Below are 22,143 nucleotides of genomic sequence, written 5' to 3'. Positions count from 1 at the left end.
GGCTACTGTTGCTACTGCTTGCGCTGCACAAACAGGTTGCGCTTGGCGTCCTCGGGGTAAGCAAACGTGACCGCGCCATGTCTCACCATGCCCATCACCAGCATGTTCTGCGTGGCGGCGTCCTTGTCCTGCTTGCTGAAAGGCTGGTCATAGGTAGCCACCACGCTGGTGGCAGGCTGGCGGCTGCCGCCCCGCGCATCAAGGCACCAGCGACAGGGCCGACGCCTGCCGCAGTGCCGCGGTGAGCGCATCCAGCACTTCGGACTCCAGATTCCAGCAATGCCAGTAAAGCTGGATCGGCAGCGTGCAGGTGGGCAGCACATTGACGAGCAGGCCCTGATTGATCAGCCCCTGCGCCAGCAGCCGCGGCACCACGCTGGCGCCCCAACCCGCCAGCACGGCACGCACCTGGCCTTCCGACGACGGCACAAAGAGCTGGTTGAGCGTGACACGCTTGAGCCCGAAGGCCTTGCCGACGAACTCGCTTTGCATGTCGTCCTTGCGGTTGAAGGCCACGAAGGGTATGTCGCGGAAATTGTGGGCGGTCAACGTCGAGTTGGCCAGCCTGTCCCGCGCGAACGCCGGTGCGGCCACGGCGACATATTCCATGGCGCCCAGAGAGACCACCTTGCACCCGCGCAAGGCCTGCCTGAGCGTGGTGACGCAGCCCAGCACCTGGCCTTCGCGCAGCCATTCCTGCGTGAAGTCCTGGTCGTCCGCGATGATTTCCATCGGCAGGCCCTGCTGCGCCAGATCGGTCAGCGCCTGCATGGCCCAGGTGGCAATGCTGTCGGCGTTGATGGCAATGGAGATGCGCTCTTCCTCGCGCGCGCCGCCCAGCGAGCTCGGTGCCAGCTCCTTGAGGTCACGCTCCAGGTCGGCGCGCAACAGACGCAGCATCTTGGTGTGCTTGAGCAGCAACTGGCCCGCGGAGGTCGGCTTGAGTGGCCGGCTCCGCACGATCAGCACGGTGCCGACCTGAGCCTCCAGCGCGCGCAGGCGCTGCGACACCGCCGACTGCGTGATCGACAGGCGCTGGGCGGCGCGCTCAAAACCACCCTCTTCCACAATCGCGGCCAGACACTCCAGCGCGTCCGGGTCAAACGTACTCATGGCAACTCCCTCACTATTAGCCAGGCTGATGTTTTCACTGATAGTTTAATTTTTCTTTTAATTGAAAGCAACATCCTTCACACTCCAACGCACGGAAAGGACGGAAAGGAACGGTCATGAAAGTTGTTGTTTTGGGCGCGGGAATTATTGGCGTGAGCACCGCCTGGCACTTGCTGGAGCGCGGACATGACGTGACCGTGGTGGACCGGCAAGCCGATGCGGCGCTGGAAACCAGTTTCGCCAATGCCGCGCAGATTTCCGTGAGCTATTGCGAACCCTGGGCCAACCGGGATGCGCCACTGAAGGCGCTGAAGTGGATGTTCCGCAATGATGCTCCGCTGCTGTTCCGCCCCAAGCTGGACATCCATCAATGGCGCTGGGGCCTGCAATTTCTGGCCCAGTGCAATGACGCCGCCTTTGAACGCAACGTGCAGCAACTGGTGGCGCTAGGCGCCTACAGCCACGCCGCCCTCAAGGACGTAGTGAACGCCACCGGCATTGAATACAAGCGGCTGGAACGCGGCATCGCGCATTACTACACCGACCAAAAATCGTTTGACACCGCCGGCGACGCCGCGGTGCTGATGCAGAAATACGGCGTGGCGCGGCGCGTGGTGAGCACCGCCGAGCTGCTCGCCATCGAGCCCGCCTTCCAGTCTTTTGCACACCGCATCGTGGGCGGCACCTACACCGCCAGCGATGAAAGCGGCGATGCGCGCATGTTCACCCAGGCGCTGGCCCGGCGCTGCGCCGACCGGGGTGTCCGCTTCCTCTACGGCCACGACATCGACCACCTTGAGAAGGCCGGCGGTGCGATCGAATCGGTCGCGGTTCGCGCCCGTACGGCAAACGGAAAACGCGGAAATATTGTTCACCTCCAGGCCGATGAGGTGGTGGCGGCCTGCGGCTCTTACACGGCGCCGCTGCTGCGCACGGTTGGCGTCGATCTGCCCATCTACCCGGGCAAGGGCTACAGCGCCACCTTCAAGTTGCTCAAGCCGGAGCTGGCTCCTTTCGTCAGCACCATTGATGACGAGGTCAAGTGCGCCATGAGCCGGCTGGGCAACCACCTGCGCGTGGCGGGCACCATCGAAGTGGGTGGTTACAACCTGTCGCTGGACACGCCGCTGGCCAAAGCCCGCTGCAGGATGCTGGCCGACCGCATTGAACAGGTGCTGCCCGGCGTCTGCGACACCCGGCTGGCGGAAGAAGGCGGCGAGCCGAATTTCTGGACCGGCCTGCGCCCTGCCACGCCGACCAACATTCCCTACATCGGCAGGACCAAAGTAGGCCGTTTATGGGTGAATGCCGGCCACGGCACGCTGGGCTGGACGCATGGTGCCGGCTCGGGCAAGGCCATGGCCGAACTGATCAGCGGCGAAACGCCGGCCATGAATTTCGGTTTTTACGGGTTTGACCGTCCCCGCGAGCCGCAAAGAGCCCTGGCCGCCTAGGGCCGGAACAAGCCCCAACGCCCTGGGGCGGCCCGTGCGGACATGGCGTGTCATGCCGCATGCTGGTCCAGCAGCTGTTGCGCCCAGGCACGCAGCGCCTCGCGCAGGGCAGGCGGCTCCTGAATTTCGAAGGCAAACGGCAGCCGTGCCAGCTGCCGCGCAAACCAGGGCACATGGTCGGTCTGGCTATGCAGCAACACCCCCTCTTCACTGGGCTGGAACACGCCGATGCTTTCGGGGAGCGCCTGTTGCGCGCACTGCAAATCCGCGTGCAACAAGACCCGGACCGTGATTGCCCGCGGCATGGTGGCCAGGCCCAGCGCCAGGTGCTGCACCGCATTGAAATCCGCCGGCGGCGTGAACACCGCATTGAGCGGCTGGACCTGCTGCACGCGGTCCAGCCGGAATGAGCGCAGTCCCCCACGCAGGTGGCACAGGCCGACGACATACCAGCGCCCACCACGGTAGGCCAGGCCGTAGGGATCAAAGTCCCGCTCGGTCACCACGCCGTCGGCCGACTGGTAGCTCAGGTGCACGCGCTGCCAGCCATGGGCGGCAGCACTAAGGGCCAGCAGCGCCGTGTTGTCGCCGGGCGCGACCGCCTGGGTGAGGTCCAGCGTCACCGTCTCGCCCAGGGCCCGTATCCGGTTTTTCAGTTTGCCGGGCATCACGCGTTCGAGCTTGGCCTGCGCACTTTGCACGGCAGGCGCCGCTTCGGCCAACCCGAGCCCGCGAGCGGCCACCAAGCCGATCGACAGCGCCAGCGCCTCGTCGTCCGTGAACATCATGGGCGGCAATTTGAAGCCGGCGACAAGGCTGTAGCAGCCATAACGACCGCGCTCCGCCACCACCGGAATGCCCAGGCTCTCGAGCTTTGCGATGTAGCGGCGCAGCGTGCGCCCATCCACCTCCAGCCGCCGGGCCAGCTCGGCGCCGCTCAGCCGGCCGTGGGCCTGCAGCAATTCCAGCACCGTGAGCACACGTGTGGTCGGGGAATACATGGTCAAAAAGTCTACTCCGTAATTAGGACTGAAATCGCCCTATTACTTCTTTAGACTGGATTTTTACGGTGCTTCACGACCAGCACTGCTCACCCACTGCTCACCGCTTCTTTCGGAAAAATCACCATGACGCAAACCGCCAATCCCGCTCAGGCCGCGCAACCCATCCAGCTCACCGATGGACGCCACGACTTCAATTTCATCACCGGGCGCTGGCTGGTCAGCAACCAGCGGCTGCTCAAACGCTTGCAGGGCTGCACCGAATGGGAGAGTTTCGAGGCCGTCCAGGACGGCGCCTTGCTGCTGGGTGGCCTGGGCAACATGAACGACCTGATGGTGGAGGGACAAGGCGTGATCGGCATGGCCCTGCGCTTTTTCAACCCGCAAACGCGGCAGTGGAGCATTTACTGGGTGAGCCGCGGCGACGGCTTGCTGCAGCCGCCTGTGGTCGGCGCCTTTGCCAAGGGCATCGGCCGCTTTGAAGGCGCCGACACGCACGAGGGCCGGCCGGTCCGGGTGCGCTTTCTGTGGTCGGAGATCACGCCGGGCAGGGCCCGCTGGGAGCAGGCCTTCTCGGCGGATGGCGGGCGTCACTGGGAAACCAACTGGGTGATGACCCTGACCCGGCCTGCCTACTACGCAGCCCGTTACTGAATTGCTGATGAATTGCTGATGAATTGCTGCGCTGCTGAAAAAGAAAGGGCACGTCACCCATGGACCACTTCTCCCATCTCTGGCTGTTTTTCCTGATGGTGCTGGGCATCATCGTCCTGCCCGGCATGGACATGGCGTTTGTGATGGCCAGCTCGCTGACCGGCGGGCGCAGGTCAGGCCTCTTCGCGGTCAGCGGCATTGTGGCCGGCGGCATGTGCCATGTGGTGGCCGGCGTGCTGGGACTGGGACTGTTGCTGCAACTCGTTCCCGGCATGGTCCACGTCATGCTGCTGGCGGGAAGCGCCTACATCGCATGGATAGGCTGGTCATTGATTCAAAGCACCTCCGTCTTTGGTGATTTGCCCGCCGTCCATTCGCACTCACCATGGCGCACCTTTCGGCAGGCAGCACTCACCTGCCTGCTCAATCCCAAAGCCTATTTGTTCATGCTGGCCATCTTTCCGCAGTTCCTGCGGCTTGAGTACGGCTCGCTGTGGCTGCAGGCGATCGCGCTGGGGCTGATCATTGCGATCACGCAAACCGGGGTTTATGGCTCGCTGGCGCTGGCGGCCGGCGGCACGCGCCGGTGGCTGGCCAGCCGCCCCGCGGCCAGCATTGCCCTGGCGCGCGCAGTTGGCGCCATGCTGATGCTGAGCGCGGCCTTCACCGCCTGGCAGGGCTGGCGCCAGCTGTGACCGTGCCGATGGTGTTCAGGCGGGCGGGCCTGGGGGGCCTTTCAGTTCCACGGTGTTGCCTTCGGGATCGGTGAGGTAAATCGAAGGTCCCTCGCCTTCCGCGCCGTACCTGGATTCCACCTCGCCCGCCTGCACGCCGTTGGCGGCCAGGTACCCGCGAATGGCAACCGCATCGAAGGGCTCGACGCGAAAGCAGAAATGGTCGACGTTGCGCGCTTGCGCGCCGGGCGCCGCACCACCGGCCCGCCCCAGCTTGCCGTCCACCGGCACCAGGTCCACCAGCGAGCGCCCGGCGCGCAGCTGCACCAGGCCGATGTCGTCCTGCCGGCGTTCAACGGTGCAGCCCAGCACGCCCGTGTAAAACCCGAGCATGCGCTGCAGGTCAATGACCCGAAGGACGATGTGATCAATCTCGCGGATATGGATCATGAAAGCCCCGAAAAAAAATTAAAGAAGGCCTGGATACCGATCGCGGTCATTCTGGCATGCACGGCCAGACCCTGCGCGCGCAAAGACCTGCCGGAGCCAGTACCATGGCCGCCATGCAGCAGAACCCCCATTTTCTTTTTCTGGCCACCTCGACCCGTGAACCCGGCGCGCAGGGCAACACCGAATGGCTGGCGCGGCAGGCCGCCGCCGCGCTGCCTCCCGGCACGCCGCAGGACTGGCATCACCTGTCCCGCATGCAGTTGCCGCTGTTCGTGGACCAGCGCCACACCACCGGGCAGTACGACATGCCGGCAGGCGACATGAAAACGCTGCTCGATGCCACCCTGGCCGCGACCGACATCGTGTTCGTGGCGCCGGTTTACTGGTACAGCATTCCGGCGCCGCTGAAAATTTACCTGGACCACTGGAGCGCGTGGATGCGCGTGCCGGGCCTGCCCTTCAAGGACGAGATGGCAAAGAAGAAGCTGTGGCTGGTCACCACCAGCGGCGACCGCGCCAAGGCGCAGCCCATGATGGACTCGATCAGGCTCTGCGCGCAATTCATGGCCATGGCTTACGGCGGCGAGCTGTGGGGCAAGGGCGGGCCGCCCGACGCGGTCAAGGCCGATGCGGCTGCCGTGGCGCAAGCCGCTACTTTCCTGGCCGGCTGATCCCGGAGCCCGTGCGGCTGCCGATGGTGTGCGGCAATGGCTTCATGCTTCGGCAACGTGGCTTTTTCCTACAGCCGGTGGCTTTTCGGGCTGACAGCAGCGCAACAACAGGGCGTCCAGACTCGGGCATATGCCCAGACACAAACCGGCCGGACCGCCCGGCGAACCTGTCGATCAACCCGCTGCCGGCAAAGGCATGCCCGGCAAATCGCCACGCGCCCAGCGGCCGCTACCCGATCAGCCCATCACACCGGCAGACCGGTCCGTGGAGAGCAGCCTGGAGTTGCCGCATGAGCGTGACGAGGCGGTCAACACGACCGGCGAACAGACCAGCCCCCTCATCGAGCAGGCCGAGCGGGATGTGCGCAAGGGGCTGAAGGACACCAGCAAGGCGCCCGAAATGGACCGGGCCTATAAGAAGCTCAAGTCCTGAGCGCCCGCCGGCGGGCGCCCCCTTCCCTTTCAGTGCACCCCGCACCTCCACCGTCCGCTCCCTCTCCTGCGCCGCCCTCCGGCACTCGGTCTGACCCATCAACCGGGTCCGCTACCCATCGCTTGCTATTGCTTTAATAGCACTCCACATCCTAATTACGCTGCCTATAGGCCATTTTCATCAAGAAACTGGCGCGCTGAACCGTGCCAGCCCTCCAGCGCCGATGTCTGAAGCCCGTCCCTTGAGCGAGGCCATTGCCATCGCCGGACAACGCATCGCGGGGGCTGGTACCGATTCCAAATGATCAAAAATTTCGCTATCATGAGTCGTTTTGTAAATTTATATACATTCAATTTCACGCCTGACCCTGATGACAACTGTTCCCGGCAACCCCTCGATGGCACAGCGCATTGCACGCGTGTTGCCGACGCTGACACGCTCGCACCGGCAGATGGCCGACTATGTGCTCGCCCACCCCTTGCAGGCCGCCACCATGCCCATCGACGAGCTGGCCGCCACGCTGGGGGTTTCGGTGGCCACCGCCAACCGGTTTGCGCGGGCGCTCGAATTTGACGGCTACCAGCAGTTCCGCGCGGCGCTGGTGCTGGGTTTTGAAACCACGCTGGCCCCGGTCGAGAAGCTGCGCAGCACGCTCGAACACCCCACCACGGTGGCTGACGTGTTCGCGAGCGCGCTGGCGGAAAACCAGCGCAATATCGACTTGACGCGGCAATCGCTCGATGCCCACAGCTGCGAGCAGGCGGTGGGCGCCATCCTGAATGCAAAGCGCATTTACATCATGGGCTTTGGCGCCAGCAGCTGGCTGGGCGGGCTGCTGCAGCGCAGCCTGGACCCGTATTGCGACAACGTGCAGTTGCTGGCCAACATTGAGAGTTCCTCCCACGCCGCGCGCGTCCTGACACGCCTGCAGCCCACAGACCTGCTCATCGCCATTGCCTACCCCCGGTATTTCGCCGACACCGTGTTGCTGACGCGCCGCGCACGCGAAGCCGGCGTGCCGGTGCTGGCGCTCACGGATCGCGTGACGTCCCCGCTGGCGCCGCTGGCCACGGTGGCGCTCTACGCCCATACCGACAGCCAGTACTTTGCCAACTCCGAGGCCAGCGCACTGGCACTCATCGAAGCGTTAAGCAGCGCGGTCGCCCACCGCGCCAAGGGCTCGCTCAAGGCGGCGACGCAGCTGGCCGAATCGGTGCTGCCCTGGCTGCACGGCAGCCACAGCGGCCGGCTGCGCGCCGAGGCCGCAGCGCCTGCGCCTGCGCCCCGCAAGGCCAGCGCCAAATCGAAATCCTCAAAGGCCCCCAAGTGACACCGCCCAAGCCCCTCCCACTCATTGCCATCCACGGTGGCGCCGGCACCATGAGCCGCAAGCACATCAGCACCGGGCAGGACGCGGCTTACCACGCCGCCCTGCAAGGCATCCTGCTGGCTGCGCAGCAGTTGCTGGCCGATGGTGGCAGCGCGCTCGACGCCGTCAGCCTGGCTGTTGACCTGCTGGAAGACTGCCCGCTCTTCAATGCCGGCCATGGTTCGGTCTTCACCCATGACGAAACCCATGAGCTGGACGCTGCCGTGATGGACGGCGCCACCCTGCGCGCCGGCGCGGTGGCCTGCGTGAGCCGCGTGCGCCGCCCCTTGCGCGCCGCCCGCGCCGTGATGGAGTACAGCGAACATGTGCTGCTGGTGGGCGCCGGCGCCGAAGCCTTCGCCGAAGGCCTGGGGCTGGAGATGGTTTCGCCCGATTACTTTTCAACCGAGGCCCGCCGCGAGCAACTGCGCCGCGCACTGTCCACCGACAAGGCGGTGCTGGACCACGACGGTGCGGCCTTGGTGTTCCGTCCCTCGGCAGCCGGCGCGGCGCCGCTGGATGATGACCGCAAATTCGGCACCGTGGGCGCCGTCGCGCTCGATGCGCACGGCAATCTGGCCGCCGCCACCTCCACCGGCGGCATGACCAACAAACGGCCCGGCCGCGTCGGCGACACGCCCCTGATAGGCGCCGGCACCTATGCCGACAACCGCACGGCGGCCGTCTCCTGCACCGGCACCGGCGAAATGTTCATACGCACGGCGGCGGCCTACGACATCTGCGCGCGCATGGCCTACGGCGGCCTGTCGCTGGACGCGGCGGCGCAGCAGGTGGTGATGAACGTGCTGCCCGCCATGGGCGGACGGGGCGGCCTGATTGCCGTCGACGCGCAGGGCAACCTGAGCCTTCCCTTCAACACCGAAGGCATGTACCGCGGCCATGCCCGCGTCGGCGAGACACCGCAAACCGCGATCTTTCGCTGATCGCCATCTGCGGCACGCTCCTTGCACTTCCAACATATCTCCACACACCTCCACACAAAAGCGCACCGCAATGCAATCCACCGTGGCCGAAGCCTCTCAACCCAGCGCCCTGTACCTGCCCGACAACCGGGTGGTGGCTGTCAACGACCTGTCGGTGCGCTTCACCACCTCCGAGCGCACGGTCGATGCGGTGCGCAATCTCTCCTTTCATGTGGACCGCGGTGAAACCCTGGCGATCGTCGGCGAATCGGGCTCGGGCAAATCAGTCACCTCGCTGGCGCTGATGCGCCTGGTCGAACATGGCGGCGGCCGCATCATCCACGGCAGCATGGCGTTTCGGCGCCGCAGCGGCGAGGTGCTTGACCTGGCGCAGGCGCGCAACGCGACGCTGCGCAGCATTCGGGGCGCCGACATCGCGATGATTTTCCAGGAGCCCATGACCTCGCTCAACCCGGTGTTCACCGCCGGGGACCAGATTGCCGAATCGATCCAGGAGCATCAGGGAAAAAGCGCGAGCGCCGCACGCGCCGAAGCCCTGCGCATGCTCGAACTCGTACGCATTCCGGAAGCGCGCAATGTGCTGAGCCGCTACCCGCACCAGCTCTCGGGCGGCATGCGCCAGCGCGTGATGATCGCCATGGCGCTGTCGTGCAAACCATCGCTGCTGATTGCCGACGAACCCACCACGGCGCTGGACGTGACCATCCAGGCGCAAATCCTGCAACTGATTCGCGCGCTGCAGGACGAAATGCGCATGGGCGTGGTCTTCATCACGCACGACATGGGCGTCGTGGCCGAAGTGGCCGACCGCGTGCTGGTGATGTACCGCGGCGACAAGGTGGAACAAGGCGCCTCCGAAGAAGTTTTTGCCCGCCCTCGCCATCCCTACACCCGCGCACTGCTGTCGGCCGTGCCACGGCTGGGCGCGATGGAAGGCACCGAATTGCCGCTCAAGTTCGACTTGCTGCGCACCGAAGAGGCCGATGCGGCACCGCGCGAGACGGCTCAACCGCAAGACACGATCGAGCCCGGCAGCGCGCCGATTTTGCGGGTGCAGGATTTGGTGACACGCTTTGATGTGCGCAGCGGGCTTTTGGGCCGCGTGGCACGCCGCGTTCACGCGGTGGAAAAAGTCAGCTTTGATATTCGGCCCGGCGAAACGCTGGCACTGGTCGGTGAATCGGGTTGCGGCAAATCGACCACCGGCCGCTCGCTGCTGCGCCTGGTCGAAAGCCAGAGCGGCGTGATTGAGTTTGGCGGGCAAAACATCCGCGACCTGCCCACCAGCACGCTGCAAGGGCTGCGCCGCAATATCCAGTTCATTTTCCAGGATCCGTTTGCCTCGCTGGATCCGCGTGTCACCGTCGGCTTTTCCATCATGGAGCCGCTGCTGGTGCACAAGATTGCCAGCGGCAAGGAGGCGCAGGCGCGGGTCGACTGGCTGCTTAAAAAAGTCGGCCTGCCCACCGAGTACGCCCAGCGCTACCCGCACGAGTTCTCGGGCGGCCAGCGCCAGCGCATCGCCATCGCGCGCGCCCTGGCGCTCAACCCCAAGGTGGTGATTGCCGATGAGTCGGTGTCGGCACTCGACGTCTCGATCCAGGCCCAGATCGTCAACCTGATGCTGGACCTGCAGCGCGAGCTGGGCATTGCATTCCTGTTCATCTCGCACGACATGGCGGTGGTCGAACGCATCAGCCACCGTGTAGCCGTGATGTTTTTGGGCCAGATTGTCGAGATCGGCCCGCGCCGCGCGATTTTTGAAAACCCGCAGCACGCCTACACCCGCAAGCTGATGGCGGCCGTGCCGGTGGCCGACCCGAGCCGGCGCCACCTGAGCCGCCAGCTGATGGAGGGCGAGATTCCCAGCCCCCTGCGCGCCGTCGGCGACGAGCCCGTCGTGCCGCCGCTGGTGCAGGTCGGCCCCGGCCATTTCGTGGCGCAGCACCGCATTGCCGGCGCCTACTAATTTTCTTCAGCCTGCATTTTTTCGATCCGCTTTTCGCTTGTTTTTCGCTTGTGTTTCCCCTCAACCTGAACCAGGAGTTTTCCCCATGACAGAACGTATGACACCGCTTCGACCCAAGGCCCTGGCTGCCAGCCTGCTGGCCTTGCTGGCCCTGGCCTCCGCTGGCTCGGCCCTTGCCGCCAAGGACGTGGTGCTGGCCATCGGCGGCCAGCCTGAAACGCTGGACCCCTACAACACCAACACCACGCTGACCACGGCGGTCACCAAGTCCTTCTACCAGGGCCTGTTCCAGTTCGACAAAGACCTGAAAATCGAGAACGTGCTGGCCGAAAGCTACACCGTTTCCAAGGACGGCCTGGTCTACACCCTCAAGCTGCGCCAGGGCGTGAAGTTCCATGACGGCACCGATTTCAATGCCGAAGCCGTCAAGGCCACGCTGGACCGGGTGCTCAACCCCGACAACAAACTGGCCCGCATCAACCAGTTCAACCGCGTGGACAAGGTCGAAGCACTCGCACCGTACAGCGTGCGCATCACGCTCAAGGAGCCTTTCGGCCCCTTCATCAACTCGCTGGCACACGCCTCGGCCGCGATGATCTCCCCGACGGCGCTCAAAAAATACGGCAACAAGGACATCGCTTTCAACCCGGTCGGTACCGGCCCCTTCACCTTTGTGGAATGGAAGCAGACCGATTTCATCAAGGTCAAGAAATTCGACGGCTACTGGAAAAAGGGCTACCCCAAGGTCGACAGCGTGACCTGGAAGCCGGTGCTGGAGAACAACACGCGCGCCGCCATGCTGCAGACTGGTGAAACCGACTTTGCCTTTCCGCTGCCCTACGAGCAGGCTACTGAACTGGAGAAGAACGCCAAGCTCAAGATGGTGACCGGCCCGTCCATCATCACGCGCTACCTCAGCTTCAACATGCTGCAAAAGCCTTTCGACAATCTCAAGGTGCGCCAGGCCATCAACTACGCCATCAACAAGGAAGCGCTTGCCAAAGTGGCCTTCGGTGGCTATGCCGTTCCAGCCGAAGGCATCGTGCCGCAGGGTGTCAAGTACGCCCACAAGATGGCGCCGTGGCCTTATGACCCGAAAAAGGCGCGCGAGCTGCTCAAGGAAGCCGGCTACGCCAACGGCTTCGAGTCGGTACTCTGGGGCGCCTACACCACCACCACGTCGCAGAAAACCATCCAGTTCGTGCAGCAGCAGCTGGCTCAGGTGGGCATCAAGATATCGGTGCAGTCACTCGAACCCGGCCAGCGTACCGAGTGGGTGCAAGCCGCGCCGGACGCCAAAACCGCGAAAGTGCGCATGTACTACGCCGGCTGGTCTTCTTCGACTGGTGAAGCCGACTGGGCGCTGCGTCCGCTGCTGGCCACCGAAGCCTGGCCACCCAAGCTGAACAACACCGCCTACTACAGCAACGAGAAGGTGGACGGCTACATCGCCAGCGCCCTGAAGTCGGTCGACGACAAGGAAAAAGCAGACCTGTATCGCCAGGCACAGGAGCAAATCATGAAAGACGCGCCCTGGGCACCGCTGGTGACGGAGAAGAACCTGTACGCCACGAGCAAGCGCCTGTCGGGCGTTTACGTGATGCCCGACGGCAACATCAACTCGGACGAAATCGCGGTCGCTGAGTAAGCATTTCCTTTACGCCTTCTTTGCACCGTTCCCGCGTGCGCCAGCCTCCGCTGGCGCACGCCCTGACCCGACTCCATCATGCTGAACTATTTTTTGAAACGGCTGCTGGGCCTGACGCCCACGCTGCTGATCGTCGCGGTGCTGGTGTTCCTGTTCGTCCACATGCTGCCGGGTGACCCGGCACGCCTGGCGGCCGGACAGGATGCCGACCAACAGACTGTGGAACTGGTGCGCCAGGAGCTCGGCCTGGACCGGCCGCTACCCGAGCAGTTCGTGAGCTTCTTCACGCACATGCTCAAAGGCGACTTCGGCACCTCGCTGCGCACGCGGCGCCCGGTGTCGACCGAAATCGCCGAACGCTTTCTGCCGACACTGCTGCTGACGCTGACCAGCATGAGCTGGGCGGTGATTTTCGGCATGGCCATAGGCGTGGTTTCCGCGGTGTTTCGCAACGAATGGCCGGACCGGCTGGGCATGACGGTGGCCGTCTCGGGCATTTCTTTTCCGGCCTTCGCGCTCGGCATGCTGCTGATGCAGGTCTTCTCCGTGCAGCTTGGCTGGCTGCCCACCGTGGGAGCCGACAGCTGGAAGCACTACATCCTGCCGTCCTTGACCCTGGGCGCGGCCGTGGCCGCCGTGATGGCGCGCTTCACGCGCGCTTCTTTCGTCGAAGTGATCCAGGAAGACTTTGTGCGCACGGCCCGTGCCAAGGGCCTGAAAGAGCGCACGGTTATTTTCAAGCATTGCCTGCGCAACGCGCTGATCCCCGTGGTCACCATGATGGGCCTGCAGTTCGGTTTTTTGCTGGGCGGCTCCATCGTCGTCGAGGCGGTCTTCAACTGGCCCGGCCTGGGCCGCTTGCTGGTCGATGCCGTGACCATGCGCGACTACCCGGTGATCCAGACGCTGGTGCTGCTGTTTTCGCTGGAGTTCATCCTGATCAACCTGGTGGTGGACGTGCTCTACGGCTTCATCAACCCCACCATTCGCTACAAATGAGAACAAGCCAGCCATGACACAGACCATCGTCAACGAAGCCGCCGTCGCCATCGCGGCGCCGCCCATGGCCACGCAACACACCCGCGTGCGCACGCCCTGGACCGAGTTCTGGCGCAAATTCAAGAAGCAGCATGTGGCCATGGGGGCGCTGGCCTTCGTGCTGCTGCTGGTGCTGCTGGCCCTGCTCGCGCCGGTCATTGCGCCCTACGACGCCGAAAACTTTTTCGACTACGACAAGCTCAATGCCGGGCCGTCGTGGCAGCACTGGCTGGGCGTTGACCCGCTGGGCCGCGACATCTTCAGCCGCATCCTGGTGGGCGCGCGTATTTCGCTCGCCGCCGGCTTTGCCTCGGTGGCCATTGGTGGTGTGATCGGCACCGCACTGGGTTTGCTGGCCGGCTATTACGAAGGCTGGTGGGACCGCATCGTGATGCGTATTTCCGATGTGCTGTTCGCCTTTCCCGGCATCCTGCTGGCACTCGGCGTGGTCGCCATCCTGGGCAGCAGCATGGTCAACGTGGTGGTGGCCGTGTCGGTGTTCAGCGTGCCGGCCTTTGCGCGGCTGGTGCGCGGCAACACCCTGGTGCTCAAGCAGATGACTTATGTCGAGGCGGTACGCAGCATAGGCGCTTCGGACTGGACCATCATCATGCGCCACATCCTGCCGGGCACCATCTCGTCCATCGTCGTCTACTTCACCATGCGCCTGGGCACCTCCATCATCACGGCGGCCAGCCTGTCTTTCCTCGGCATGGGCGCGCAGCCGCCCACGCCCGAATGGGGCGCCATGCTCAATGAAGCGCGCGCCGACATGGTCAACGCACCGCACGTGGCACTGTTTCCCAGCATGGCGATCTTTCTGACGGTGCTGGCGTTCAACCTGCTGGGCGACGGCCTGCGCGATGCGCTGGACCCAAAAATTGACCGTCAGTAACAGGGGCATTTCGTGATGCCTCGCCATCTGCTGCCCCGCATTGGCAGCCTGCCGCCTGGGCCGCGCAATGCCATCACCGATGTGGCCGGTGTTACCGTGGGCCATTGCACGCTCGACGCGCAAGAAGTGCAGACCGGTGTGACGGTGGTCTGCCCCCATGGCGGCGATTTGTTTCGTGACCGGGTGCCCGCGGCCGCGGTCGTGCTCAACGGCTTCGGCAAGAGTGTGGGACTGGTGCAGGTCGAGGAACTAGGCGTTCTGGAAACGCCGATTGCGCTGACCAACACCTTTTCGGTCGCCCCCGTGGCCGAGGCACAAATCCGCCAGTGCATCGCCGCCAACCCCGAAACCGGCCGCAAGCTGCCCACGGTCAATCCGCTGGTGTTTGAGTGCAACGATGGCTTCCTCAACGACATCCAGCGCATGGCCGTCACCGGGCAGCACTACCAGCAAGCCTGCGCGCAAGCGGGCGCGGATGTTGAGGAGGGCTCGGTCGGTGCCGGCCGTGGCATGTCGAGTTTTGGTCTGAAGGGCGGCATCGGCACGGCGTCGCGCCGCGTCCCGGCACCCGGCGGCGGCGAACACACCGTCGGCGCGCTGGTGCTGGCCAACTACGGCCGGCTGCCGCAGCTGGTCATGGCCGGGCAGGCCCTGGGCGCCCGACTGGCCAGCCAGTTGGCCGGCCCCTTGGCGCTGGAGGCTGACGAGCCCGAGAAGGGCTCCATCATCCTGCTGATTGCCACCGATGCACCGCTCGATGCGCGCCAGTTGCGCCGGCTGGCGCTGCGCGCCGGCGCCGGCCTGGCCCGCACCGGTTCCGTGTTCGGCCACGGCAGCGGCGACATCGCTCTGGCTTTTTCCACCGCCTACACCGTGCCCCAGCAAACCGGCAGACCCATGCCGGCTGTGGCCATGTTGCATGACGGCCTGATCGACCCGCTGTTTCAGGCCGTGGCCGACAGCACCGAGCAGGCCATCGTCCACGCCCTCTGCTGCGCCCGTGCCGTGACCGGCCGCAATGGCCACCACCGCCGCGCACTGGCCGATCTGCTGCCCGGCGGGACCGCACCGACACATCCACAAACACCCTGAACGAGTTCCCATGAAAGTTTTGATTTCCACAGACATCGAAGGCGTTGCCGGCGTTTTCCACCACGAGCAGGTGCGCGCCGGAAACCCCGAGTACGAACGCGCCCGCCTGCTGATGACGCACGAGGCCAACGCCGCCATTGCCGGCGCTTTCGAGGCCGGCGCCACCGAGGTGCTGGTCAACGATTCGCACGGCGGCTTTCGCAACATGCCGCCGGACCTGCTGGACGCTCGCGCCCAGGCCGTCATGGGCAAGCCGCGCTACCTGAGCATGATGGCCGGCGTCGACAACGGCGTGGACGCCGTCTGCATGATCGGTTACCACTCGCGTGCGCAGGGCCGCGGCATCCTGGCCCACACCATCAACAGCTTTGCATTTGCGCGCGTGCGCTTCAACGGCGTCGAGCTGGGCGAAGCCGGCATCTATGGCGCGCTGGCCGGCGAGTATGGCGTGCCGGTGGTGATGGCCAGCGGCGACGATGTGTTCATCGAGGAACACCGGCCCGTGTTCCCGCATGCCACTTTTGTGCAAACCAAGCGCGCCACCGGCCAGACCAGCGGCATCAGCCTCTCGCCCGCGCAGGCCTGCAGCGCCATCCAGGTGGGCGTGGCGACCGCGCTGGCGCAGCTCGGCGCGGCCCGCCCCTTCGTGCTGACGGGGCCTATCGCCGTGCACATCCAGACCCAGACACCGGCGCTGGCCGACCTGTTTTGCCAGTGGCCGACCCTGCAGCGACTGGATGGCGATGAAGTCGGCCTTGAAGCACCGACGGTGGAAGCCGCCGTCCGCATGCTCAACTGCCTGTCGGCCATGTCAACCCTGCTGCGCTAGCGCATCACAGGCCAGGCCAGTCGGCCTGACCTATCAAGCCTGCTCGCGCAACCACTGCGCCAAGTCCGCCAGCACCTGCGGGCCAATGGGGGACACGGCGCTGAAATGGATGCAGGCGTGGATGGCGCTGGGGTAGTGCTGGTGCGCGACCAAAACGCCTGCTGCCTCGGCACGCAGGGCCAGGGCATGGCCTTCGTCACGCAGCGGGTCATGGCCCATGGTGGCGACCCAGGTGGCGGGCAGCACCGCCAGCCCGGACTTCAGCAGCGCCACATCAGGGTGGTCTGGCGGCGTTGGTGATGGCCCGCCCAGATAGCTGGCGGTGAACCACTGCATGACCCCCTTGGTGAGGAATTTGCCTTCATTTTCCTCGTACGACGGGCTGGGCTCGTCCGGGTGCTGCGCCACGGGGTAAATCAGGCCCAGGGCTCGCACCGCGGGGAACTGCACCCGCCGCACCGCCACCAGGGCCAGCTGCGCCCCGGCGCTGTCGCCCGCCACGGCGATGCGATGCGGGTCACCACCTAAGGTGTCCGCATGGGCGCAGATCCAACGCAGGGCCGCTGCCACGTCATCGGGTGCGGCGGGGAATGGGTGTTCGGGGGCCAGCCGGTAGTCCACCGCCACGACCAGCATGCCCGTAAGGTGGCACAGGGTGCGGCAGACCTCGTCATGCGTTTGCAGATCGCCCATCACAAAACCCCCTCCATGCACGTACAACAGCACGGGCCACGGCCCCTGAGCCGTGGGACTGTATGCCCGCAAAGGCAGCACGCCACCGGGGCCGGGAATGCATTTATCTTCCACCTTGCCAATGGCCGGGCCGGGCAGGCCCAGGACGTTGGCCAGGTCCCGGTAGACCTGCCGCGCAATGGGCGGCGGCAAGGCCTCCAGAGGGGGAGCTCCCTGGGCCGCAGCTTGGGCCAAAAAACCTGCAAAGGCGGGATCGAGAGGCGTAGCGTCCAGCGTGGTGCGAACAGGAGATGTAGTCATGGATTTAAAGATTAGATTGATACAGGAATCGCGGCTGGCGCAACCACCGCCACCACTGGTTTGCGCAGCAAAAAGTGCCCCAACGCAGGCAGCAGCACCAGCGCCCCGACCATGTTCCAGACAAACATGAAGGCCAGCAAAATGCCCATGTCGGCCTGGAACTTGATGGGCGAAAAGGCCCAGGTGCCGACAGCCAGCGCCAGCGTGATGCCTGTGAGCATGACGACCCGGCCCGTGAACTGCAGCGCATGGTGGTAGGCGTCTGACAGGCTGGCGCCCTCCCGCATGCGGGCCAGGGTAATGCTCAGCACATACAGCGCGTAGTCCACGCCGATGCCCACGCCCAGTGCAATCACCGGCAAGGTGGCAACCTTCACGCCCATGCCCAGCCACACCATCAAGGCCTCGCACAGGATGGAGGTCAGCACCAGCGGCAGCACCGCCACCACCACGGCACGCCAGGAGCGAAAGGTGATCCAGCACAGGACCACCACCGCCGCATAGACCCACAGCAGCATCTCTTGCATGGCTTTGCCCACCACGATGTTGGTGGCCGCATCAATGCCGGCGCTGCCGGCGGCCAGCTTGAAAGTGACCTCGGGCGTGTTGTTGGTCGCGGCAAATTTCTCGACCTCGGCCACCACCCGCGACAGGGTTTCGGCCTTGTGGTCCTTCAGGTACACATACAGCGCCAGGAAGGAGCAGTTCTGGTTGAACAGCTCACGCGGGGCGCGGGTTTGCACGCCGCCCAGAGCGCCGTCGTTGGGCAGCAGCTCAAACCATTTGAAGTTGCCTTCGTTGTAGCCCACCATGGCCAGCCTGGACAGCGCGGCCATGGAGTTGGTGGACTCCACGCCCGGCAACTGCTCCAGGCCCCAGGCCAGGCTGTCCAGCCTGGCCAGCGTGCCGTAGCTGGTGCACTGGTCCACCGGCGTGGTCACCATCACGGTCAGGATGTCGGCGCTGGCGGCGTAATGCGAGATTTGGTAGGCGTTGTCGCGGTTGTAGCGCGAGTCGGCCCGCAGCTCGGAGGCGCCGGGATCCAGGTCGCCAATCTTCAGGTTCAGGCTGACGGCGTAACCGCCCGCCGCCATCAAGCCTGAGACCACGATGGCCGCCGTGGCCCAGCGCTTTTGCGTGAAGTGGTCCAGCAAGGCCCACAGCCAGGGGCGCCCGGCGCCCTCTTGCACGGCTTCTTCGCGCAGGCTGCGCGCCGCTGCCGATGGGGCCACGCCCGTATAGGACAGCAAAATCGGCAGCAACACCAGGTTGGTGAAGATCAGCACGGCCACGCCAATGCTGGCGATCAGGGCCAGGTCCTGGATCACCTTGATCTGGATGATGACCAGCACGGCAAAGCCCACCGCGTCGCATAGCAGCGCTGTCAGGCCGGCCATGAAGAGGCGGCGAAAGGTATAGCGCGCCGCCACCACCCGGTGCGTGCCGCGGCCAATGTCCTGCATGATGCCGTTCATCTTCTGCGCACCGTGGCTCATGCCGATGGCAAACACCAGAAAGGGCACCAGCACCGAGTACGGGTCCAGCTCATAACCCAGCAGCGCCAGCAGGCCGAACTGCCAGACCACCGCCACCAGGGAACAAGCCACCACCAGCGCCGTGCTGCGGCCGCAGCGGGTGTAGGCAAACAGCACTATGGTGGTGATCGCCAGGGCCAGCAGGAAAAACAGCAACACCTGCTGCAGGCCTTCAATCAGGTCGCCCACCACCTTGGCAAAACCGGTCACACCGATCTCCAGCGTGTCGCTGCCGTACCTGGCGCGCAGCACTTCGATCTGGCGCGACAGATCACCGTAGTCCAGCGCCTTGCCGGTTTCGGGGTTGCGGTCCAGCAGGGGCACAAACACGATGCTGGATTTGAAATCGCCGGCCACCAGTTGCCCGATCTCGCCCGAGCGCTCCACGTTGGCGCGCAGCTCGGCCAGGCTCGCTGGCGAGCCGTCAAAGGTGTCAGGAATCACCGGGCCGCCGTCCAGGCCCTCTTCGGTCACCGCCACCCAGCGGGTGTTGGAGGTCCACAGCGACTTCATGAAAGGCCGGTCCACGCCGGGGAGCAGGAAAATTTCGTCGTTGATTTTCTGCAGCGCATCCAGATAGCGTTTGTCGAAAATCGTGCCCTTTTTGGCCTGTACCACCAGCCGCAACGCGTTGCCCTGACCCGCCAGGTCGCCCTTGTGCGCCAGGTAGTTGACGATGTAAGGATGCGAGGTCGGGATGGTCTTCTCGAAGCTGGCGTTCAATTGCAGTTTTGTCGCCTGCCAGCCCAGCACCAGGGTCAGCAGCAGGCACAGGGCCATGACCCAGGGACGGTGGTTAAAAAAGGCGCGTTCGAGCAGCGTGCCGGAGCGCGTGTCGAAATCTTCAAGCCGCGCGACGACAGGCTGGCTGGATGCGTTGATGGAGGAGGAATCGGCGTGCATAAAATTTTCTTCAGTCAACAGACAGGGCAGGCAGCCGTCGCATGCCGCGCAGGCTGGCCAGCACCAGGCTGCCATCGGCTGCGATGGCGACACCCGACACCGGAACCGGCTCGCGCGCAGGCACACGCTTGAGCGCGGGCCCATCGTCGCGCCCCACCAATGCGTCCCCGGCCTGGCCCATCAGCACAAAGCCACCGCCGGCCAAAGCCGCGCCCGCGCCGACAGCCATGGGCAGGCCGGTATCGAGTTTTTCCCAGCGCGGGCCTGCGTCCATGGAGCGGTAAGCCGTGCCGCGCAAGCCGTAGGCCACCCAGACATCGCCTGCGGTGTGCAGCAAGCCAAAAAAGCTGCCTTTGTAGGGCGACTCCAGCACGCTAAAGCTGGCCCCACCGTCGGTGGAGCGCAGCAGCAGGCCCTGCTCACCCGCAATCAGCAAGGTATTGCCATGGGCGCGCAGGCCGTACAGGTGCAAGGATCTGGGGTTGGGCAAACGCGGCCCCACCGCCGCCCAGGTCTTGCCGCCGTCCACGGTGGCGAACATCAGGCCGTAGGCTCCCACGGCAAAGCCGCGTTGCGCGTCGATGAATTCCAGGTCAAAAAATGGTTTGTCCGCGCCCTCTTCCACCAGGCGCTGGGCGTTGGCGATCGCCTTTTCATCGCCCGACTTCTGCGCGGCTTGCAGCACCAGCGCAGCGGCCTGGAGGCCGTCGAGCTGCTTGTGCCAGGTGGCGCCGCCGTCGTCGCTGCGCAAAATCACGCCCAAATGGCCTGCCGCCCAGCCGGTTTTTTCATCGGCAAAACGCACCGTGGTGAGGGTGGCTTGCACCGGCACCTGGGCCTGCGTCCAGCGGGCGCCGTGGTCGTCCGACAGCAGCACGGTGCCGCGCTCGCCCACGGCCACCAGGCGCTTGCCTGCGCGGGTCACGGCCAGCGTGGCCGCGCCCAGGGCCTTGGGCGTCACCAGGGCGGCTTGCGACAGCACGGCCGGGGCAGTGGCCGACCACGCGGGCAGCGTGGCCGTGGCCGCCATGCCGAGCAGCCCCCGCAGGGCCGCTCGCCGCGCAACGCCAGCTTGTGCGAATCCGCTCATCAACGCGCGCCTTCGTTGGACAGGGATTCAGCACTGAAGAAGCTGCGCGGAATCGGCGGCACGATTTCATACTGCTTGGGCATTTCGTTGGAGGCCATGTTCAGGTAGTAAGAACCGTTTTGCATGTCGTAGCCGCCCCACAACACAAAATTCGATACGGCGGGAACGTCTGGCAGGGTCAGCATCAGGGCATAGTTGGTGCGCCAGAGTTGCCCCTTGGCATCCCAGCCGTCAAACAGCGCGATTTGCCAGGAGTCTTCGTCGATGTAGTACTTGCGCTTGGGCACCACGTGGCGCTTGCCCGAGGCCAGCGTGGCCTCCACTTCCCACACACGGTGCAGTTCCCAGCGCACCTGGCTCGGGTTCAGCGTGTTGGGCGTCACCAGGTCTTCCACCTTGGCTGACGCAGCACGGTTGTTGTTGTAGGGGATGTACATCTCCTTCTTGCCCACCAGCTTCAGCTCATGCTTGTCGATCGGGCCAAACAGGGTGAAGGCTTCGTCGAACAAACCGATGCCGGAAGTCACCGAGTCGGGCGTGTCATAGGCCACCGAAGGCGCTTTGCGCACCCGGCGCTGGCCCACCAGGTACTGCCACAGGCCACGCGGCGCGGCTTCTGAAACACCGTCCAGCGCCAGAATCGCTTCGCCCGCCTTGGAGCCCGGCGCGTTGGCGACGAACTTGCCGAGCGAGTAGTAACCGTCGAACTTCTCCAGGCTGCTGTCCTTGGCATAAAAAGCCTGGCTCAGGGTCTGCGTGCCACCCGAGGCCATGGCACGTCGGCCATCGGCCGTCACCACCCACACCCGCATCGGCAGGGTCACGTTGCCACCGCGCCAGGCGGTGCGCTGGTTCCACATGGCTTCATAGCCGTCCTTGGGGATGGGGAATGGCACGCCGCCAAAAGCACCTTCCATGCCGTAGCCGCCTTCAACGGTCTTGGCGCGGGTGGCGTTCTTGAAGGTGTTGTCGTACACCGACTGAGGGGCCGCAGCGGTGCGGTGCGTGGGGTACACGTCGATGCGGAAGTCGGGGTACTTCTTCATCAGGGCCTGCACCCCGTCGCTCAACTTGTCGGCGTGCTGCGCCATGTTTTTGGCGTTGATCGACAGGGTGGGCTTTTCGTTGGGGTACAGGTCAGGGCGGGCATCGCCGTTTTTGTAGCCGGGTGCGGCCTTGCTCAGGCCGCCGTCCCAGGAGGGAATCGTGCCGTCCTTGTTGCCAGCCTTCTCCGCGCCCAACGGGGTCAGCGTGGTCTTGAGTTTGGCGGCCTCGTCCGCGCTCACGGCGGCTTGGGCGGTCAGGGCAGCGGTCAACAGGGCCGCCGCGAGCAAGGGGGGGTTTGCGAACTTCATCATGGTGTATGTCTCGGTAATAGGTGTTTTCAG

At 64.9% G+C, this 22,143-nt stretch carries 20 protein-coding genes and 1 pseudogene; 13 read left to right on the top strand and 8 right to left on the bottom strand.

Going from position 1 to position 22,143, the window contains the following annotated elements; genetic code table 11:
* Positions 1-11 precede the first annotated feature (11 nt).
* Together AC1DS5_RS16840 and AC1DS5_RS16835 are read right to left on the bottom strand one after the other, a co-directional pair.
* Positions 12-164: pseudogene (locus AC1DS5_RS16840) on the bottom strand (ABC transporter substrate-binding protein); the annotation flags it as partial.
* 34 nt (positions 165-198) lie between these two features.
* Entirely contained in the window at positions 199-1,113 is a 915-nt protein-coding gene (locus AC1DS5_RS16835) for a LysR family transcriptional regulator ArgP (RefSeq protein ID WP_477719392.1), read from the bottom strand.
* 116 nt (positions 1,114-1,229) lie between these two features.
* On the opposite strand from AC1DS5_RS16835, the gene AC1DS5_RS16830 reads away from it, so the two are divergent.
* On the top strand, positions 1,230-2,567 hold the full coding sequence (locus AC1DS5_RS16830; RefSeq protein ID WP_477719391.1) for a D-amino acid dehydrogenase: 1,338 nt from the start codon (positions 1,230-1,232) through the stop codon (positions 2,565-2,567).
* Between the two features lie 50 nt (positions 2,568-2,617).
* Here the strand turns inward: AC1DS5_RS16830 and AC1DS5_RS16825 are convergent, their stop codons facing one another.
* Entirely contained in the window at positions 2,618-3,568 is a 951-nt protein-coding gene (locus AC1DS5_RS16825; RefSeq protein WP_477719390.1) for a helix-turn-helix transcriptional regulator, read from the bottom strand.
* Between the two features lie 126 nt (positions 3,569-3,694).
* Here AC1DS5_RS16825 and AC1DS5_RS16820 point away from each other — a divergent pair, with 126 nt between their 5' ends.
* A complete protein-coding gene (locus AC1DS5_RS16820) occupies positions 3,695-4,222 on the top strand; it encodes a hypothetical protein (protein ID WP_477719389.1) in 528 nt (175 codons plus the stop codon).
* A 59-nt stretch (positions 4,223-4,281) separates the two neighbouring features.
* Positions 4,282-4,917, top strand: coding sequence for a LysE family translocator (locus AC1DS5_RS16815; RefSeq protein ID WP_477719388.1), 636 nt, complete (start codon positions 4,282-4,284; stop codon positions 4,915-4,917).
* Positions 4,918-4,932: 15 nt separating this feature from the next.
* Here the strand turns inward: AC1DS5_RS16815 and AC1DS5_RS16810 are convergent, their stop codons facing one another.
* Positions 4,933-5,346 carry a VOC family protein gene (locus AC1DS5_RS16810; protein ID WP_477719387.1) on the bottom strand — a complete coding sequence of 138 codons (414 nt, stop codon included), beginning with the start codon at positions 5,344-5,346 and terminating at the stop codon, positions 4,933-4,935.
* Positions 5,347-5,450: 104 nt separating this feature from the next.
* Between AC1DS5_RS16810 and AC1DS5_RS16805 the strand changes: the two genes are divergently transcribed.
* From AC1DS5_RS16805 to AC1DS5_RS16760, 10 genes are all read left to right on the top strand, one after another.
* Positions 5,451-6,017 carry a flavodoxin family protein gene (locus tag AC1DS5_RS16805; protein ID WP_477719386.1) on the top strand — a complete coding sequence of 189 codons (567 nt, stop codon included), beginning with the start codon at positions 5,451-5,453 and terminating at the stop codon, positions 6,015-6,017.
* 130 nt (positions 6,018-6,147) lie between these two features.
* Complete coding sequence (locus tag AC1DS5_RS16800; RefSeq protein WP_477719385.1) at positions 6,148-6,450, top strand: hypothetical protein; 303 nt, start codon at positions 6,148-6,150, stop codon at positions 6,448-6,450.
* 370 nt (positions 6,451-6,820) lie between these two features.
* Positions 6,821-7,780 carry a MurR/RpiR family transcriptional regulator gene (locus AC1DS5_RS16795; protein WP_477719384.1) on the top strand — a complete coding sequence of 320 codons (960 nt, stop codon included), beginning with the start codon at positions 6,821-6,823 and terminating at the stop codon, positions 7,778-7,780.
* A 50-nt stretch (positions 7,781-7,830) separates the two neighbouring features.
* The gene (locus AC1DS5_RS16790) at positions 7,831-8,763 is read left to right on the top strand and encodes an isoaspartyl peptidase/L-asparaginase family protein (protein ID WP_477719383.1); all 933 of its coding nucleotides are present in this window, start codon (positions 7,831-7,833) and stop codon (positions 8,761-8,763) included.
* 70 nt (positions 8,764-8,833) lie between these two features.
* The gene (locus tag AC1DS5_RS16785) at positions 8,834-10,732 is read left to right on the top strand and encodes a dipeptide ABC transporter ATP-binding protein (protein WP_477719382.1); all 1,899 of its coding nucleotides are present in this window, start codon (positions 8,834-8,836) and stop codon (positions 10,730-10,732) included.
* An 85-nt stretch (positions 10,733-10,817) separates the two neighbouring features.
* Entirely contained in the window at positions 10,818-12,380 is a 1,563-nt protein-coding gene (gene gsiB, locus AC1DS5_RS16780) for a glutathione ABC transporter substrate-binding protein GsiB (RefSeq protein ID WP_477719381.1), read from the top strand.
* A 78-nt stretch (positions 12,381-12,458) separates the two neighbouring features.
* The gene (gene gsiC, locus AC1DS5_RS16775; protein ID WP_477719380.1) at positions 12,459-13,379 is read left to right on the top strand and encodes a glutathione ABC transporter permease GsiC; all 921 of its coding nucleotides are present in this window, start codon (positions 12,459-12,461) and stop codon (positions 13,377-13,379) included.
* A gap of 13 nt (positions 13,380-13,392) precedes the next feature.
* Positions 13,393-14,313 (top strand): glutathione ABC transporter permease GsiD, encoded by a 921-nt coding sequence (gene gsiD, locus AC1DS5_RS16770; protein WP_477719379.1) that lies wholly within the window; start codon positions 13,393-13,395, stop codon positions 14,311-14,313.
* 15 nt (positions 14,314-14,328) lie between these two features.
* Complete coding sequence (locus AC1DS5_RS16765; RefSeq protein ID WP_477719378.1) at positions 14,329-15,405, top strand: DmpA family aminopeptidase; 1,077 nt, start codon at positions 14,329-14,331, stop codon at positions 15,403-15,405.
* A gap of 10 nt (positions 15,406-15,415) precedes the next feature.
* A complete protein-coding gene (locus AC1DS5_RS16760; RefSeq protein WP_477719377.1) occupies positions 15,416-16,234 on the top strand; it encodes a M55 family metallopeptidase in 819 nt (272 codons plus the stop codon).
* A gap of 33 nt (positions 16,235-16,267) precedes the next feature.
* Here the strand turns inward: AC1DS5_RS16760 and AC1DS5_RS16755 are convergent, their stop codons facing one another.
* The 4 genes from AC1DS5_RS16755 to AC1DS5_RS16740 are packed head-to-tail and all read right to left on the bottom strand — an operon-like array spanning position 16,268 to position 22,110.
* Positions 16,268-17,227: an alpha/beta hydrolase gene (locus AC1DS5_RS16755; protein WP_477719376.1), complete on the bottom strand. Its 960-nt coding sequence runs from the start codon at positions 17,225-17,227 to the stop codon at positions 16,268-16,270.
* A gap of 11 nt (positions 17,228-17,238) precedes the next feature.
* A complete protein-coding gene (locus AC1DS5_RS16750; protein WP_477719375.1) occupies positions 17,239-19,665 on the bottom strand; it encodes an efflux RND transporter permease subunit in 2,427 nt (808 codons plus the stop codon).
* A gap of 10 nt (positions 19,666-19,675) precedes the next feature.
* On the bottom strand, positions 19,676-20,755 hold the full coding sequence (locus AC1DS5_RS16745; RefSeq protein WP_477719374.1) for a WD40/YVTN/BNR-like repeat-containing protein: 1,080 nt from the start codon (positions 20,753-20,755) through the stop codon (positions 19,676-19,678).
* Positions 20,755-22,110 (bottom strand): DUF1329 domain-containing protein, encoded by a 1,356-nt coding sequence (locus AC1DS5_RS16740; protein WP_477719414.1) that lies wholly within the window; start codon positions 22,108-22,110, stop codon positions 20,755-20,757. Before AC1DS5_RS16740 ends, AC1DS5_RS16745 begins: the two co-directional genes overlap by 1 nt.
* Positions 22,111-22,143 lie beyond the last annotated feature (33 nt).

The sequence above is a fragment of the Polaromonas sp. P4_H1 genome, from assembly GCF_056400945.1.
The sequence above is the reverse complement of the archived record's forward strand: the minus strand, read 5'-3'. Positions and strand labels throughout refer to the sequence as shown.